Origin of the sequence: Halalkalicoccus sp. CGA53, from assembly GCF_036429475.1 — an archaeon.
Classification (GTDB): Archaea; Halobacteriota; Halobacteria; order Halobacteriales; family Halalkalicoccaceae; genus Natronorarus; species Natronorarus salvus.
On record NZ_CP144125.1, the window covers coordinates 2,664,728 to 2,681,738 of the forward strand.

At 65.6% G+C, this 17,011-nt stretch carries 16 protein-coding genes; 5 read left to right on the plus strand and 11 right to left on the minus strand.

Translation table 11 applies throughout. From position 1 onward, the window contains the following. Positions 1-92 precede the first annotated feature (92 nt). From V2L32_RS15430 to V2L32_RS15440, 3 genes are all read left to right on the plus strand, one after another. Positions 93-257 carry a hypothetical protein gene (locus V2L32_RS15430; protein WP_331233377.1) on the plus strand — a complete coding sequence of 55 codons (165 nt, stop codon included), beginning with the start codon at positions 93-95 and terminating at the stop codon, positions 255-257. A gap of 30 nt (positions 258-287) precedes the next feature. After that, a complete protein-coding gene (locus tag V2L32_RS15435; protein WP_331233378.1) occupies positions 288-572 on the plus strand; it encodes a DUF7545 family protein in 285 nt (94 codons plus the stop codon). Positions 573-650: 78 nt separating this feature from the next. Next, positions 651-944, plus strand: a complete 294-nt coding sequence (locus tag V2L32_RS15440; RefSeq protein WP_331233379.1) for a hypothetical protein — start codon at positions 651-653, stop codon at positions 942-944. Here V2L32_RS15440 and V2L32_RS15445 read toward each other — a convergent pair whose 3' ends face one another. The 3 genes from V2L32_RS15445 to V2L32_RS15455 all read right to left on the minus strand — a co-directional run bounded on the left by V2L32_RS15445 (position 945) and on the right by V2L32_RS15455 (position 3,879). Beyond that, the gene (locus V2L32_RS15445; protein WP_331233381.1) at positions 945-1,625 is read right to left on the minus strand and encodes a DUF3267 domain-containing protein; all 681 of its coding nucleotides are present in this window, start codon (positions 1,623-1,625) and stop codon (positions 945-947) included. It abuts the gene before it with no gap. 107 nt (positions 1,626-1,732) lie between these two features. Continuing rightward, a complete protein-coding gene (locus tag V2L32_RS15450) occupies positions 1,733-3,253 on the minus strand; it encodes an MATE family efflux transporter (RefSeq protein WP_331233382.1) in 1,521 nt (506 codons plus the stop codon). After that, a complete protein-coding gene (locus tag V2L32_RS15455; protein ID WP_331233383.1) occupies positions 3,250-3,879 on the minus strand; it encodes a TetR/AcrR family transcriptional regulator in 630 nt (209 codons plus the stop codon). Before V2L32_RS15455 ends, V2L32_RS15450 begins: the two co-directional genes overlap by 4 nt. 131 nt (positions 3,880-4,010) lie before the next feature. Between V2L32_RS15455 and V2L32_RS15460 the strand changes: the two genes are divergently transcribed. Beyond that, complete coding sequence (locus V2L32_RS15460; RefSeq protein WP_331233384.1) at positions 4,011-4,970, plus strand: acetamidase/formamidase family protein; 960 nt, start codon at positions 4,011-4,013, stop codon at positions 4,968-4,970. 375 nt (positions 4,971-5,345) lie between these two features. Here V2L32_RS15460 and V2L32_RS15465 read toward each other — a convergent pair whose 3' ends face one another. Next, positions 5,346-5,585 carry a hypothetical protein gene (locus tag V2L32_RS15465; protein ID WP_331233385.1) on the minus strand — a complete coding sequence of 80 codons (240 nt, stop codon included), beginning with the start codon at positions 5,583-5,585 and terminating at the stop codon, positions 5,346-5,348. 321 nt (positions 5,586-5,906) lie between these two features. Here V2L32_RS15465 and V2L32_RS15470 point away from each other — a divergent pair, with 321 nt between their 5' ends. After that, positions 5,907-7,403 (plus strand): amidase, encoded by a 1,497-nt coding sequence (locus tag V2L32_RS15470; protein WP_331233386.1) that lies wholly within the window; start codon positions 5,907-5,909, stop codon positions 7,401-7,403. 13 nt (positions 7,404-7,416) lie between these two features. Here V2L32_RS15470 and V2L32_RS15475 read toward each other — a convergent pair whose 3' ends face one another. The 7 genes from V2L32_RS15475 to V2L32_RS15505 all read right to left on the minus strand — a co-directional run bounded on the left by V2L32_RS15475 (position 7,417) and on the right by V2L32_RS15505 (position 17,010). After that, positions 7,417-7,869: a DUF7344 domain-containing protein gene (locus V2L32_RS15475; RefSeq protein WP_331233388.1), complete on the minus strand. Its 453-nt coding sequence runs from the start codon at positions 7,867-7,869 to the stop codon at positions 7,417-7,419. A 253-nt stretch (positions 7,870-8,122) separates the two neighbouring features. Continuing rightward, complete coding sequence (locus tag V2L32_RS15480; RefSeq protein ID WP_331233389.1) at positions 8,123-8,602, minus strand: DUF7344 domain-containing protein; 480 nt, start codon at positions 8,600-8,602, stop codon at positions 8,123-8,125. A 460-nt stretch (positions 8,603-9,062) separates the two neighbouring features. After that, positions 9,063-9,650, minus strand: a complete 588-nt coding sequence (locus V2L32_RS15485) for a DUF7344 domain-containing protein (RefSeq protein ID WP_331233391.1) — start codon at positions 9,648-9,650, stop codon at positions 9,063-9,065. Between the two features lie 582 nt (positions 9,651-10,232). Beyond that, positions 10,233-11,390, minus strand: a complete 1,158-nt coding sequence (locus V2L32_RS15490) for an MBL fold metallo-hydrolase (RefSeq protein WP_331233392.1) — start codon at positions 11,388-11,390, stop codon at positions 10,233-10,235. A 36-nt stretch (positions 11,391-11,426) separates the two neighbouring features. Then, on the minus strand, positions 11,427-13,433 hold the full coding sequence (locus V2L32_RS15495; protein WP_331233393.1) for a SpoVR family protein: 2,007 nt from the start codon (positions 13,431-13,433) through the stop codon (positions 11,427-11,429). Continuing rightward, on the minus strand, positions 13,430-14,743 hold the full coding sequence (locus tag V2L32_RS15500) for a YeaH/YhbH family protein (protein WP_331233394.1): 1,314 nt from the start codon (positions 14,741-14,743) through the stop codon (positions 13,430-13,432). The genes V2L32_RS15495 and V2L32_RS15500 overlap by 4 nt, the downstream gene beginning before the upstream one ends. Next, entirely contained in the window at positions 14,734-17,010 is a 2,277-nt protein-coding gene (locus tag V2L32_RS15505) for a PrkA family serine protein kinase (protein WP_331233396.1), read from the minus strand. Before V2L32_RS15505 ends, V2L32_RS15500 begins: the two co-directional genes overlap by 10 nt. Position 17,011 lies beyond the last annotated feature (1 nt).

Here is a 17,011-nt window from a genome sequence, read left to right on the forward strand (position 1 = left end):
AAGGACGGGGCAAACGGTATCCCCTCGGCAAGGGGTGCTAGGACGAGACGCGACATAACTGTTTATATTCTATCAACACTCTCCGTCCGGAGATGTCCGATCGAGGTCAGTTCGCCGCCTCGACACGACGTGCTATCGAGACGAGGACGTCGGGCGGGACGGTGTGGGGGAAAGGCGATGTAGGTGGGGCCAGTGTGGACGAGGGATCGGGCGACCCCGAAGGGGGAACGGGAAACCGACACGATCGCCACCAGTAGACGTTTCAGTGCGGGGAGCGAGCGCTAACCATGTCAGAAACCACGGCGTTCACGATCGACGGGGAAGAGGGCTCGACCGATCGCCTCTCGATCCCGACCGGGCTCCTCGAGATGCTTCGAACGGGGGAGGAGTCCTCGGCGGAGATAGTCGGCGACCTGGCGATGCTGACCTGTGCCCAGCAGATCCACGCCATCGCCCACCACACGGAAGGCGAGCCGGACGAGGAGCTCGTGGCCGTCGAAAAACGGACCATGGAGCTCTTCGAGGAACGCTTCGGCGCCTCCTATGAAGAGGTCACCGGCCACGCACACTGAGCGTCTCGTGACGGGTATCGAGCGGCTCCCTGCCCGTGCATCCTGCGACGTTAAGCGGTGTGAGCGAGTAGCACGTCCGTGAACCCGTTTTCATCCCCCATCGGCCCGTCGACGGCGAGACCGGTCGAGGAGATCCTCGACGGCGACCGTACCGGCCAGTTGAACGTCCTCACGCTGCTCGGCCAGTCGCTCTACGAGGCCGAACGCGGGAACGACGACCGCGCGCTGCTCTACTTCGGGACCGCCCTGCTCGCGCTGAAGTACAAGAAGGCCTCCTACGCGCTCCAGGGGGCGCTCGTCGTCGACCGTGCGTTCGGCGAGCTCACCGGCCAGCGACCGCTGGAGGCGCTTCTCGACGAGTTCGGCAGGTAGTCACTCGACCGGGGACGACCGGTCGTCCCCGGCGAGCGGTTCGTAGACGTACGAGCGATCGATGTCGACGTCGTAGAGGAGCGTCCCGGGGGGCATCCGCCGGAGTCGCCAGGCCAGATAGAGGTCGACGATCGCTCCGGAGCCGTTCAGCACCAGCACGAACGCCGCGGTGATCGCGACGAACGGGATCGGAACGATCAGCAGCGGGACGCAGACGGCCGTGACGAGGACGAGCGGTGCGAGGCCGACGCGGAGGAGCGCCTCGCGCTCCTGAAACTGGCCGAAGGCGCCCGCGTAGAACGCCCCCATCGCCGGGGCGACGCCGTAGCTCACCTCGTGGCCGTAGTGAGCGAACACCGCGCCGTGGACCAGTTCGTGGACGACGGCCGTGAGGACCAGCGCGACGAGAACCGGGACGCCGATGGCGATCAGGTCGACCGAGTAGGCCGTCGTCTCGCCGTCGACCGTCACGTCGGTGAACGCCGCGAACAGCGCGGGACCCTGCAGTTCCCAGAGGAGGCCGACGACGCCCGCGAGCGAGAGGACGCCCAGGAGAGACGAACCGACCAGCACCACCACCGTCGGATAGACGAACGAGTAGGGATCGGCGTAGCCATCCGGCGCCGGGGGCGCACCGTGTGGGTCGGTCGGCCCGGACGTCCAGTGATCGGTCTCGGACACGGTCCCGACCACGCTCCGTACCGATAAGTACGTTCGATCGGCTACCTCACGAGGTCGTCTCCCCGTGCAAGGGGAGTTCCCCTCCTCGCGAGGTCGGTAGCGACCGATCAGTCGTCCTCGAACCCGCTTCCCACCGGCGTCGGGGGCTCTCCGGTCTCGGCGACGGGGTCTCGGTCTGCCTCCCTCTCGATCACGCTCTCGGTCCAGGTCCCCCTGAGGAGGTACGCCCCCGCGATGAGGACGATGACGACGTTGGTCAGTGCGTCCCCGACGAAGACCCCGGTCGCGTCCATCCCGAGGGGTTCGGCGAAGCCGTAGGCGAGCAGCGGCCGGAGGACGATGAAGCCGATGATCGCGAACGTCATGGCGACTCGCGTGCTGCCGCTGCCGCGAAACGCCCCCTGGACGATGTAGAAGACGCCGAGGAAGACGAACGAGAGACTGACGATCCGGAGATACTCCCCACCGATGGCGGTCACCTCCCCGGCACCCGATCCGGTGATGAAGACGCCGACGATCGGGTCGGCGAAGGCGTAGACGAAGGCGCTGAACAGCAGCAGACAGCCGGCGATGAGCGCGGCACCGGCGAGGACGCCCCGCTTCGCGCGGTCGACCTGTCTCGCCCCGAGGTTCTGGCCGACGACGGTCTCGACCCCGCGCGCGAGTCCGAGCGCTGGGAGCACGACCATCGAGGTGACGCGGGTCCCGATCCCGTAGCCGGCGACCGCGGTCGGACCGGCCAGCGCGACCAGCGCGGTCAGGATCGTCACGCTGAACGCCTTCGTGCTGATCTCGATGCTCGCGGGCGCGCCGATCGTGACGAGCTGTTTCACCGTAGCGAGTTCGAGCCGGAAGTCACCGGGCGCGAGCTGGATGCCGACCGACCCCGAGAGCAACAGCCAGATCCCGATCCCGGCGGCGAGCCCCCGCGAGAGGATCGTCGCGAACGCCGCACCCTGGACCTCCCACCCCGCGAAACCGGTCGTCGCGTACAGCGAGGCCTCGAGCGCCTCGAGGCCGAACCACGCGAAGACGACGTTCTCCTCGAACCCGAGGATGAAGAACGGATCGATGACGACGTTGAGCACGACGCTGAACGTCATGAGGTAGAGCGGCGTCCGGGTGTCACCCCAGCCCTGGAGCAACGACTGGAAGACGAAGAAGGCGAAGATGAAGGGCATCCCGACGAACTCCGTCCGGGTATAGACGAGCGCGTAGTCGTACTCCAGGGTACCGGGTTCGGCGCCGATAAGCCGGAGCAACGAGGGCGTGAGGAGGAAGCCGAGGAGTGCGAACAGTATCGAGAGCGCGAAGACGAACGTGACCGTCTGTCCGGCGACGCTCGTGATCCGATTCAGGTTGCCCGCACCCTTGTTCTGGGCGACGAGCACGGTCCCGGCGACGTTGAACCCGATCGCGAAGCTGATCACGAGGAAGATGATCGCCCACGAAAAGGACAGCGCGGAGACCGCCTCCTGGCCGAGACGACCGACCCAGAACGTGTCGGCGAGGTTGTAGCCGACCATCAGCAGGTTGGTGAGGACGATCGGCACCGAGAGCACGATCAGCGGCCAGACCAGGTTCCCGTTGATGACGTCGACCGACCGGTTCGATCCTCCCTCGCTCACCCGACCACCCCGGATTCTGCCCCGGCCGTCAGTAGTCGACGTTCGATGTAGGCGAAAAGCTCCTCACGGATCCGGGCGGTCTCGGCCGCGTCGGTCGTCGCCGCCTCCTGCATCGCACCGTGGACCGTCGCGAGCAGCATCGCGGCGACCCGGTCCGGCTCGACCTCGCGGAACGTGCCCTCCTCGATCCCCCGACGGACGACCGCGGCGAAACGCTCGCGGAAGAACCTGTCGTTCCGGGTGAAGTGCTCGCGGTAGGCCTCGTCGGTGGCGGCCTGCGCGCGGAGTTCGACCATCGCGGCCCTGAACTCGGCTCGCTCGGGGTGGATCGTCTCCGGGACCGCGTGGTCGACGATCCCCCGGAGGTGTTCGCGTGCGTCCCCATACTCGCGATCGGGGATCGTCTCCTCGAACCGCTCGAGCATGAACGAGAGGAACTCGAGCAAGAGGTCGTCCTTCCCGTCGTAGTGGTGATAGAGCAACGACTTGCTCTTCGGGAACTCGTCGCCGATCCGCTGGATCGTCAGCCCGGCGTAACCGTGTGCTCGGAGCGCGCGGTAGGTGGCCTGCATGATCGCCTCGCGCGTGTCGGCCGGTTCGTCGTCGAAGAGTCCTCCCGAGCCCATTGATTGAACGTTCATTCAGTCCCTGACGATAAGACGGTTGCGATCCGGACTCCCGCGTTCGTGCCGTCGGCCGTCACCCGTGACTCCGTGTGACCGGACGCTTGATAGGGGGCCGCACCGACCCCGGTACCGTGACCGAACGCCACCCGACCGTCGATCATCGACTCTCCGACGACGAATCTAACGTTCACTACGACTGGTCCGCCGAACGCAAGCCCGCTCTGACGGTCGCTCCCGGCGAGACCGTCCGCTTCGACTGTCGGGACGCCTCGAACGGCGAGATCGGGCCCAAGACGACCGTCGAGATGCTTCGCTCGCTGACGTTCGAGGGGCATCCGCTCACCGGTCCGGTTGCCGTCGAGGGTGCGGAGCCGGGCGACGTCCTCGAAGTCGAACTGCTCGGCTTCGAGGAGCGCGGACACGGGTTCACGTACTTCTACGAGGGGGACGCCGGGAAGGGGCTGCTCCCGGACGCGTTTGACGATCCGGGGTTGTACGTCTGGGAGATCGATGACGGCGTCGCCGAGTTCGTCGACGGGATAGAGGTACCGGTCGACCCGTTCCCGGGGTGTATCGGTGTCGCTCCCGCCGCGGACGGTGTCCACGCGACGACACCTCCACGGCGGGTCGGCGGCAACGTCGATATCAAACACCTCACCGCCGGTTCGACGCTGTACCTCCCGATCGAAGTCGAAACGGGGCTGTTCTCGATCGGTGACTGCCACGCGGCTCAGGGCGACGGCGAGGTCTGTGTCACCGCGATCGAGGCGGCGATGTCGGTGACCGCACGGCTGGATCTCAGAAGAGACATGTCGATCGAGGAGCCACAGTTCCGGACGACCGGGCCGTTCACCCCGACAGGGGTCGACGAGCCGATGTTCGCGACGACCGGTATCGCCGACGACCTGATGACCGCGAGCAAAAAGGCGGTCGGTCAGATGATCGACCATCTCCACGACGAGCGACGCCTCTCTCGGGACGAGGCGTACATCCTCTGTTCGGTGGCGGTCGACCTGAAGATCAACGAAGTCGTCGATGCACCGAACTGGGTCGTCTCGGCGTATCTCCCCGAGAGCCTCTTTCCCGGGTAGGAATCGATTGGGTGGCCGGGATCGTGACTCGTGCGGAGCGATCGACGACCGGCAGACGAACCGCCGATCGACCGCGTACTTCCCGTCGACTGCGTGGATCTCCACGGCGTTCGGATAGGTGGCCGGAACGATCACGCATCGGTCGGATCCTACAGCGGTTTTCGAGTCGAGCGTTTCACACCAACTCGGCTGTGAGCATCGAACACACGTGTCGTCCGCGGGCGAGTGGAACGACGAGAAGCCGAGCGTCTCCGGTCGAAGGACTCACTGTAGAGGTACGAGTCCCGACACTACAAAGAGGTGTCTATGGCCTTTTCGAATAGGGGTCCGGTCCGGACTTTCCACTCGGAGACCGACGCCGTCGAGGGACCCGAATCAAGCCCTGACCATCCGAATCTGCGGGAGTAGCTTCCGACTCAGCACTACGTAGGCCAACCCGAACGCGATCAATCCGAACGCACTCATCCAGAGTGCGAGCGTGAGATCACCCGAGCCAGCCAGCAGGAAGGTATTGTATTCGATCACGAACCCTGCGAGGGTAAGCACACCAGCGACGAGTGAATAGCTCAGTACGAGCGCGACCTGCACGAAGAGTTCTATCGCCTGGGTTTTCATAGACCACCGTGGGGATACGGAAGCATAATCGTACTGTTCCCCCGTCACACTCGTCGGGACGTCAGGAGCGTACGAACCGGGAACGACGAACCCGAATCCGACTCGAAACCGGTTCGGGAGCGGATCCCCCTCGGTGTGATCTCTCGACGGTACACCGAGTACGTGCGCCGTCGGCGAACCCGGACTCGAACGTGGGACGAGACGTTCGTTTGCTGCGAGCGCCAGTCAGATCGACGGTCGCGGAGACGGCGGCGTCGCCGAATCACGGGATCGATTGACGCTACGGCAGGGACTATCACCCCCGACCGACTCTCACCGCGTATGAACGGGGAGTCCGTCGATCCGATCGAAGCGACCGTCGGTGACGTCCACGCGGCGTTCGAGGCGGGGACGATGACCGCGGTCGGTCTCGTCGACCGGTACCTGGAACGGATCGACGCGTACGACGACGAGCTCCGGTCGATACTGGCCGTCAACCCGACTTCTCGCGAGTGGGCGGCCGAACTCGACGCGACCTTCGAACGGGAGGGGCTCTCCGGTCCGCTCCACGGGATCCCGATCGTCCTGAAGGACAACCACGACACGTACGACCTGCCGACGACGGCAGGATCGGAGGCGCTCGCGGGCTCTCGCCCCGACGAAGACGCGTTCGTGGTGGAACGACTCCGCGACGCCGGCGCTATCGTCCTGGCGAAGGCGAACCTCCAGGAGCTCTCGTTCGGGGTCGATACGGTCAGTTCGCTGGGCGGCGAGACGAAAAACGCCTACTCGCTGTCGCATCGACCCTCGGGATCGAGCGGGGGGACGGCCGCGGCCATCGCCGCGAACCTCGGTCTGCTCGGAACCGGCTCCGACACCTGTTCGTCGGTGCGGTCCCCACCGGCGTTCAACGCTCTGGTCGGAGTTCGGCCGACGACGGGCCTCGTGAGCCGAACCGGTATCGTCCCCCTCTCGACGACACAGGACACCCCCGGGCCGATCGCCCGGACGGTCGAAGACGCTGCCCGGATGCTCGACGTCCTGGTCGGCTACGACCCGGCGGACCCGACCACCGCGACGGGCCACGACGCTCGGCCATCCGGCGGATACGTCTCCCACCTCGACGAGCGGGGACTCGAGGGCGCTCGGATCGGCGTCGTTCGGTCGTTCTTCGGGCTGTCCGACGAATCACTCGACCTCGAGGAGGGGGCAGCGACGGTGACGGAGATAACGGAACGAGCGATCGAGGAGATGGTGGCTGCGGGTGCGACCGTCTTCGATCCCGTCCGGGTCGCCGACCCGGAACGACTCGACGCGGCGCGCCTCGTCGGCCTGGAGTTCGGACGCGATCTGAACCGGTATCTCGGCGGGCGTGAGGGGGTCCCGAACACGCTCGAGGCCATCGTCGACTCCGGGAAGATCCACCCGTGGATACGCGAGCGCATCGAGGACGCCGGGATCCTCGACGTCGACGCCGAAACCGTAGGAGAGAGTCGGGAGTACCTGAAGCGACTCGCGCTCCGGGGGGAGCTTCGCGTCGATACCCTCGCGAGGATGGCGAACGAGCGGCTGGATGCGCTGGTCTACCCGCCTTCTGCCGTTCCACCCGTTGCGCTCCCCGAGCGTCAGCCGTTCAGCGAGATGCGCTGTGAACTCGCCGCCCACACGGGACTGCCTGCGATCGTCGTGCCCGCAGGGTACACGGATGGAGGACTTCCCGTCGGTGTCGAACTCCTCGGCCGATCGTTCGGGGAGCCACGCCTGTTCGAACTCGCGTACGCCTACGAGCAGGCATCGGGACACCGCGACCCCCCGGAGGCGTACGGTCCGATCGGATGACCGTTCTCCCTCGCTACCGGAGGATCGAGCGGATCGAACGGACGATACCGGTGTCTTCGCCCGGGTCCGAGCCATCGGACCCGGTCACCGCGGTCTCTCCCCGGAACTCGTCCTCGATGTAGGGTCCGAACAGCGAGGCGAGCTCCGTCGGGACGACCGTTCCGCGGGACTGTTCGTACTCAATCACCCCGTACTCGTCGAGCTTCGGGAGATGAGACTGATAGAGCGCGATGTAGACCCGCTGGCGCTGGCTCGAACTCAGCGCCTCTACCGTCGTCTCGTTCTCCCAGGCCGCGATCGCCTCCGCGATGTCGCGCATCACGTAGGTCTCCTCCTCGTGAGTCAGGAGGTAGCTCAACACGGCCCGTCGACGCCCGCTCTGTAGCAGGTGGAACACGTCGTCTCGCTCCAGACCGGGACGGTTATCTGGGGCGGGGTCTTCATCAGGGATCGTTGGAACGCTCATGGTCTCACTAACGTATACGATATTCTGATAATATAAATGTCGCGTACCGTTCATCACGTTTCGGTCCTCACTAAGAACCTGTTAGCCGGTGCGTAGACCCGGACTGCCCGCCCCGAGAGCCCCTCCCCTACGTATCCGATCACGTGTGATGGGCGATCGTCGACTGAAAGTGGTCGGATCCAGTGTACTGGATGGAAGACACCGCAGATTTATAAGGATAGAGATGTGAATACTCCCCGAACACTAGGACTGTTCACGGACCCCAGAGCGCGTACGCGCCGACCGCGATCAGCGTTCCGAAGCTGACGATCGCCCCGGCCGCGAGGACGGTGTCGAACCCCGCGAGAACCGCGACGGAGAACACCGATCCGAGGACGCTCACCCCGATGACGAGCTGAAACGGCCAGCGGTCGGGCTCCGGCGAGCCCATGTGCGCCTTGACGTCGGCCGACTCCTCCCGGAGTTCGACACGCTTCGTATCCGTATCGTAGTCGACGATGTCGAGCGCGTCGAGCTTCGGGAGGTGTGTCTGGTGGAGCGAGACGTAGACGCTCTGTCTCAGGTTTCGTGGCGGTGGATCCTCGTTGCTCTCGAGGGTCGCTATCCGCTCCGAGAGCTCTCGGATCGTCGCCGACCCACCCCGTTCGTCGAGAACGGTGATGACCGCGCGACGACGGTCGTTGCGCAGTATGTCGTGAATCTCGCCTTCGTCGAATCGTCGCGCCGAATTCATCATTTGTTTTCCCTTCGGAATGCGGACAGACGACGCTGTCCCCTCCCCCTGGTTCCCCATTCATCGCCATGAAGTATCATTCTTGCCGATGGTTACCTTCGAACGGATCGATACATTAATCCGGAGCGACGATCTGTAATCTCCCGTTAGCGTTCGACAACCCGAGAGAACACGCGACGACGATCGGCCTGAACACCGATCGAAGAGCGCGTGTAACTCGGCCGCCATCGGATCCGTCCTCCTCTTCGGCCTCGTTCTCGTTGGGGTCCGTCTCCGAACTCGTATCATGCGATGGATCGATCTCCCGAAAGATTAGACTGCTGGCGTCCCAACCAAGTCCTCTCGAGCGTCACCCATCGCTCCATCACGGGATTCATCCCGTGTTCTCCTCGCGTTCTCTCACGGTCCTCCGATCGGCCCAGCGATCGCCACGACCTACAAGCCGTCGGAGCAGGGCCAATCAGGGTTCCAGCGCTTCCTCGCTGCCCAGGAGGTTCATCCGTGACTGGTAGGTGTGAACCACCGCGCTCGTCGCGAAGAGCGCGACCAGGATGCCCGCGAGCGAGAGCCCAGCGAGCCCGGCGAACGGGCCGACTCCCGCCCAGGTCACCAGCGTGAGAAGCGCCGCGACTCCCGACAGACCGAGGTAGTAGTGCGACCACGGGACGTCGTTTCTCGGAGCGTACTCGAGGTACATCTGAACCTCGCGGGCGCCCTCGGTTAGCTCCACCTCCCCACGTCGCGCGTCGTACTCGACGATGTCGTACTCGTCGAGCTTCGGGAGATGTGACTGTCTGAGTGCCGTGTAGACGCACTTGCGCGCGGAGGAGTCGAGTCGCTCGACGGTGGTGTCGTTCTCCCAGGCGGCGACGTGATCGACGAGCTCGCGGAGCTGTACTGACTCCCCCTCCCGGTGTTTCATGTAGTTGAGCACCTGCTGTCTGCGGTCGTTGCTCAACACCTCGAAGATGTCCTCTCGTCTGATCGTAGGGGTCGTCGGTGTCTGTAGCTCCCCGGCGTCCGTGGCGGATACTGTGTCAGTGCTCATGGTCTCCCCACCCCTGCCCACGCAAGGCCAGCGGTCACCTGAACTGTCTGTTCCCGATCTAATAACTAATGACATTGTACCCCGTCTAAACGTCGAATTAAGCGTAGAGATGGCCCGACCTACCGATTTGGATCGCACGGCGTTCGAGTCGGAGAGGCGCCTCGAAGGGGCGGTTTTTCGAACCCTTACGGGTATGGGTGAGCGTGAAATCGAATGGTATCGGTACGTGACAACTACGTGTACGTTCGTGCCGGTATGGCGTCCGTGCGAGAGCGGATCCCCGAAATCCCTTCCTCATACTCTCACGAACTCCGATGCTACTCGCGCGTGAGGAGCTACGACCGATCGGTCGGGGTAGCGCCCGAGCCCACGAGCAGGGATCGAGATGACTCCTTCGAGGACTTCGTCGACGTGGCGACCGGCTCGGACCGTCGGACGAGCGAGGACGGGGAACGGGGGTGTGTTCTTCGTCGCCAATGGCGCCGTCCTCTACCGACACGAGCCGGCGATCGGTCCCGAACGGTCGGTAGACCGCTCTCCGGCCGCCGGAGCGACCGGTCCGGCGTCGACTTCACGGACCCGTCAGTCGCCGGTCGCCGCACACCGATTGGGGCCGAGTTCGAGTTCGATCGCCTCCTCGCTGTCGGCCACCTCGCGCCGACCCGTGTTGATCTCGATCACCCGTTCGTAGTTCGGCGGTTTCTCGGGGAGCCGCGCGGTGATCGCCTCGACGAACTCCTCTCTGTCCAGTTCGAGCAGCCCGAGGCCGGTTCGGAGGTCGCCGATCGTCACCGTGATCGGCTCGCCCGGCGAGACCACGCCGTACTCCCCGTCGTTGCTCACCGAGAAGTGCCCCGGGAGGAGCGCGACCGTGTCCGGTTGGCTGAGGAGCGTCGCGTGCAGCGAGTCGTAGAGCAGCGCCGCGCCCTCGCGTGCCTCTCCCTCGCCGAACTGGAGTTCGGTCCTCCCTACCGAATCGACGAACAGCGTATCGCCGGTGCAGACCGCCTCGTCGGCCACGAGGTAGCTCACCATCTCGCCGGTGTGGCCCGGCGTGAAGAGCGCCTTGATCGGTACCGAGCCGACGGTGACGACCTCGTTCCGTCCCAGGGGATCGAACTCGTACGCGACCTCGCGTTCGGTCGCCCGCTCGCCGAGGTGGTAGCTCGCCCCGATCTCCTCTGCCAACGCCCGTCCGCCGGAGATGTGGTCGGCGTGGACGTGCGTGTCGAGGACGTGGGTGATCTCGTAACCGGCGTCTGCCGCCACGCTCACGAACTCCTCGGTGTGTCGCGTCGCGTCGATCACGGCTGCCTCACCGGCCGACGCGCAGCCGACGACGTAGCCGAGACAGCCCTTCGCGCGGCGCTGGACCTGGATGATCTCGACGTCGGGGTCGTGTGTCGGGACGACGGCCACCTCGTAGATCCGGCTCCAGCCCTCCATCCCGTCCTGGACGAACGCGACGTTCTCGTAGCCAGCGTCGGCGAGCGCGTTCGCAAGCGACGACGAGGACTTCCCTTTCGCACAGATCGTGATCACCTCGTCCTCCGGGGTGAGCCCCGTCTCCTCCTCGAACGCCCCGGCGTCGAACTCGTGATCGGGGGTGTGACGGAAGTGTAATGCGCCGGCGACGCGCCAGCCCTCGTAGTCCTCCGTCGCGCGCGTGTCGACGAGCGCGAACGACTCCTCGCCGTCCTGGAGCTGTCGGAGCTTCTCGGCGGTGATCGCCCGTGGCATACCGACGCTACGTCTCGGAGGGTGAAAAAACCGCTCTCAGGCGAGCCACTCGGCCGGCCGGGTGTCGTAGTCGATGTCGTCGGCTTCGATCTCGGCCACCAGGTCCTCTGCGAGGTCCGCGACGTCGAAGTTCGTCCCGTCGTACCGGAGGATGATCCCTCGTTCGGTCGGTTCTGGCTCGCGGTTTCGCCGTCGGGCTACTTCCACGTCCTTCTCGGAGAGCTCCTTTACGATCGTCATCAGGTTCACCGGCCGGCCCCAGAGCTCGAACAGCCGTTTGAGCGTCTGTCTCGCCTGTTCGACGTCGAGGGCGATGCCGTTGTACCGATGTCCGAGGAGCAGTTCGTTCCGGTTCTCGTAGTTCGCGTCGTGGACGCGGATCGTCGGTTTCCCGAAGTTGGTGAACTGCAACAGCAGCTTCTTCTTCACGTCCTCGTAGTCGGTCGATGTCGCGCGGTAGTCGTTGGTCGCGTGGGCGTACTCGTAGGTGAAGTAGTGGTTCTCGTCGACGAACTCCTGGGTGAGGAACTCGTCGATGAACGTCACGTCGTTGTGACCCTCGCGCACCTCGTACATCCGGTTCCAGCCCACGGCGTGATCGACCGCCGAGAGCGCCTCCTCGACGCTCGCGTACCGAGCGTCGTCGACGATGTACCGGCCGATCCGCTCGAGTTCGGACTGTCTGGTCCGTTTGAGGAACCCACGGTTCTGTGGCTTCGCGAGCGAGTAGTGTCGGAGCGCCAGCCCCTCGTAGGTGAGCAGCTTCCAGGGGTAGCGATCGACGTCGACCTCGCCGGCCTCGGCGCGCGCGAGCGCCTCGGCGTCGACGAGCGCGTCGTCGACGTCGTGGAGCGCCGCCAAGCTGTCCGAGCCGATCCGGGAGATCGCCTCGGGGGGCGAGAGCGTCTCCAGGACCGAATCGACGTCGACCACGTCGTGGAAATTCCGCCACGTGACGCCCTCGACGCGCAGCAGTCTGTCGATCACCTCCCGGCGGTTCGTCGCGTTCTCGAGGTACTCCCAGAGCTCCTTTCCGAGCTTGTAGGGGTTGAGTCCGGGCGAGCCGAGCACGCGCGCCTGGTGGTCGGCGTACGAGAGGAACTCGTCGGCCTCGGCGAAGCCCTCCTCGCCCATCATCATCGACTCCCAGTACGCAGCCCAGCCCTCGTTCATCACCTTCGTCATCCGCTGGCCGGCGAAGTAGTACGACTCCCGGCGCAGGATCTCGACCGTCTCGCGCTGCCACGGCTCGAACTCCCTGGCCCGACCCGACTCCTCGTCGTAGCGCTTTCCGTACTCCCGGAGGAAGGCGAGCAGGTCCGAGACCGGCTCCTCGGGGAACGTCCCGCCGCCCTCCTCTTTCCGGTGGCGTTCGAGCCACTCCTCGTCGAACACCTCGTGTCTGACCGCCTCGGAGAGCCCGAGACCGTCGAGCGCCTCCTCGATGTCCGCCGGGTCGACCTCGCCTCCCTCTACGTCGAGGTCCCGCGAGAACGAGGCGTGTTGGTCGATCACGTCCTGTACGCAGAGTACGTCGTCGATGAACCGCTCGACGTCGTTTCGGTCGATCTCGGGGTCGTCGATGAACGACTCGATCCGCCGGGCGTGTGCCGAGAGCATCGCGGCGGCGTCGACGCCGGCGCTCCCCCGTTCGGCGGCGAACAGGCCGAACCAGCGGTTGTTCGCGAAGAAGTCCGAGTGCGCCTCGACGTGGGTGATCACCGCCTTCTGGTCGGCCAGCGAGTTCGACTCCTGGAGGAAGGCGTTGGCGGGGTCGTCGTTGTTGACGATCTCGAACGCTTTGCCCCCGAGGAACTGGTTGGTCTTTCGTTGGCGGTCGAACTTCATCCCCCAGCGCCAGTGGGGATAGCGATCCTGGAAGCCGTCGTAGGCGATCAGCTGGTTCATCTCGTCGTTGTCGACGATCCAGTAGTTCACCGGGAATGGTTCCAGGCCGAGTCTGTGTGCGAGCGCCGCGGCCTCGCGCACGGGCTCCTCTAGCTCGTCTGCGATCCTCCGCGTCCTGTGGCGTCTGTCGATCATCGTCCGTCCTCCGTACTGAGTATCTCGTAGATCGCGTCGATCACGTCGTCGGCGCCGGTGACGTACGTCACGGCGACGTTCTCGCGGTCGCCGAGGCGGCGTTCGACCTCCTCGGCGTGGGTCGCGTTGATCGCCCCGCCGGAGGGCTGGGTCTCCACGTACGCGTGGAGGTTCGCGTCGATCCGCTCCATCATCGGGATCACCTTCTCCTCGGTGTCGTTCGAGGAGTTCTCCGAGTCGCCTGCGGCGAAGACGTAGCGGTTCCACTCGCTCCAGGGGTACCGTTCGTCGAGGATCTCCGCGGCGAGGTCGTACGCGCTCGATATCTTCGTCCCGCCGCCCGATCGAATGCCGAAAAACTCCTCGCGGTCGACCTCCCACGCCTCGGCGTCGTGGGCGATGTAGACGAACTCCGCGGTATCGTACTTACCCGTTAAATACCAGTCGAGTGGGGTGAACGTCCGCTCGACGAGCTCGCGTTTGTCCTCGCGCATCGAGCCCGAGACGTCGCGGATGTTCACGACCACGACGTTGTGCTGGGGGACGGTGACGCGCTCGGGGTATCGGTAGCGCTCGTCCTCCCTGCGGAGCGGGACGTGGCCGAGTCCCTCGCGTCGGATCCGCTCGGTGATCGGCGTGCGCTCGACCGCCTCGCGCATCGCCTCGACGGAGGGCCACCGGTCGCGCTCGTCGTCCGCTACGCTCCTCTGGATCTCCTCGACCGCCCCCATCGAGATGGGGACGTGCTCCTCTCGCAGGAGCCGGAACGCTTCCTTCGCGCTCATCCCCTCGACGCGGAGCAGTTCGCGCACGTACTCCTCGTCGTAGTCCATCGCGAGCTTTCGTTTCAGGCCCTCCTTGAACAGCCGCTCAACGTCGAGCGTGCTGTCGGGGCCGGCCCGGGTGAGGTCGGTGTAGTCGCCCTCCTCCTCGGTCTCGACGCGCTTTCCCTTCGGCTCGAGGTCAAGGCCGAGACGCTCGTCGAGCTCCTGGGCGAACTCCTCGGGGTCCATCGCGTAGTACTCGTGCTCGCCTGCCTCCTCTCCGGGGTCGCCGTCGCCCTCGTCGTCGCCAGGCTGTGGCTGGCCGACCGGATCGCCGGGCTGTGGGGTGCCGCCCTGGCCCTGGCCGACGCCGCCCCTGTCCCGGACGTCGTAGGCGAACTCCGGGAGGTCGACGATCTTGATCGGGATCCGGACCTGGGTCGCGCCGCTCCTCCCGAGGTCGCCGTACTGAATGAACTCGGCCAGGTCCTGTCGTTTCGCCTCGCCGACCGCCCGGTAGCGGTCGAGGTCGTCCCTCAGTCCCATCGGTAGCTCACCTGCCCCATCACGTGGCGGCTGGTCAGTTCGGCCGACGCCTCGGTGTAGTCGAACAGCTCGACCATCGTCTCGATCGTCCGCTCCTTGATCGCCGCGGTCTCGGTGTTCGCCGGTGGGTCGTCCCAGAGCCGCGGTTCGAGGTCGTCGTAGACCCGTGCGACGTCGTCCCAGTCGTGGCTCTCCAGGACGTCTCTCACGACCGGGATCTCGAGGACGTTCACGTCCTCGATCCGGAAGTCCTCGGTCCGGTGTTTCCAGGCGTGACGGTTGAGCGCCGTGACGATCTTCTCCCGGCGGAACCGGGCGACCGGCGTCGTCGGCTCGGTCCCGGCGTAGTCGTCCTCGTCGAACCGGCCGAGGTGTTCGATCTCGAAGACCTTCATCTTCAGCGGGTCGGGCTCAACCTCGCCGCGGTCGGTCGGTATCGTCTCGTCGGTGGTCCAGGCGTAGACGTGCTCGACGTACTCGGAGACGGTTTCGGCCTCGACGCGTTTCTCGTCCATGATCGCGTCGACCACGTCGGTCTCCTGACGCTCGAAGACGTAGTTCTTCACCGGGACGAGGCGCTCTTCGAACTCCGACCGTTCGGCCTCGGAGAACACCGGTGCGTCGGCCAGCCCCTCGACCATCGCGTTGAGCACGTCACGCGGCATGAGGACGTCCTCGACCGCCAGTGTCGGATGGTCGCGTTCTGCGCGCTCGCCGAGCAGCTCCGCGATCACGTCACGGGTGAAGGTCACCGGAATGCCGTGGACGCCGTCGCCGGCACCCTCGCCGAACGGGAACTCCTCTTTCTCCCGGCGCTCGTCGCCGTCGGCGAGATACCCCCGGTCGAAGACGATCGCCTTCTCGATCAGCGAGAGCCCGTCGGGAAGGTCGCCGTCGTCGAGCCTGGAGACGACGCTGTACATCGCCGCCGCCTCGATCGCGTGCGGGGCGAGCTCTCGCTCCCGCACGGCCCCGTCGGCGTCGCTCACCTCGACGAACACCGGCGCGCGGATCCGACGCTCGCGTTCGTCCTCCGGGACCTCCCAGACGCTCGTCTCTCCGGTCAGCTCGCGGTGGAGCAGCTCGCACTCGAGCGAGAGGTTCGTCAGGTAGCGGAACTCGTGTCGATCGAGTCGCCGTTTCAGCGCCTTCAGCGGGTCCGTTCCGTTGCGGTCGGCGTGCTGGTTCAGCTGGTCGTCGAGGTCCGGGTTCGAGATGATCAGTAGCTGCGAGTCGACGTCCATCCCGATCCCCTTGTCGAGTTTCACCTGTCGCTCGTCGGGGACGTTGAGCAGCTTCTGGAGTAGGTCCGCGTGCTGGGTGGCGTCCTCAACGATCGTCAGTAACCCGTTACCCTGGCTGAGCACGCCGTCGTAGCTGAACGCCTGTGGGTTCTTCCTGCCCCTCGAATCGAGCTTCTGGAGCATCCCCGCCATCCAGCTGCCGACGAGCCGCTCCTTCGGACTGCCGTCGTCCTCGGAGTGGAGCACGCCGATCCCGCGGCCGACGTCGACGACGTAGTTCTTCACCCGGAGGTGTCGCGGGTCGGTGATCGCGGAGAACAGCTCGTGTTTCCCCTCCCGTCGGTAGTGCTCCTCCAGGTAGTCGTAGGCCTCGCGGCTGAACGGGTCGAGGTCCGTCGGCAGCCTGACCGGGACGTGATCGCCCGACTCGTCCTGTAAGTCGGCGAGCAGTCGCGCCCTCGTCTCCGGGGGGAAGACCGACAGTGGGTGGCTCTGGACCGGGCTCTCGTACCAGTTCGACTCGTCGACCGAGGGGGAGTCGCCGTACGAGAGCGAGGGCGAGCTGTCGGCCGTCACGACGTTCCACTCGACGGTGTACCGTCTGCCCTCGGGCGTCTTCGAGTACTCTCGCAGCCCGTTGATCAGACACCGCTTGAGTTCGGATTTCCCCGTCGCAGTCGGCCCGTCGAACCAGACGATCTTCTCCTCCTTTCCCCTCCCTGCGGCGATCACTCGGAGGTCGTCGACGAACCGGTTCAGCACCTCGGTGTTGCCGAGGACCGCGTGTTCGCCGTCGTTGGCCGGGTCGTCGAAGAAGCGATAGCGCTCGCGCTCTTCGCCCTCCTCGACGACGGGCCGTGTTCCTCCTGCCTCGATCGCAGAGAGCAGATACAGCGAGGCGTGGGCGGCGATCGATGGCTGTGAGAAGACGCGATCGACGTACTCCGCGAGGCTCATCGGCTCCTCGTAGGCCTCCTCGAGGGCCGCATCCGCGTCGCGGACGTACTCTGATCCCGTCGTCATG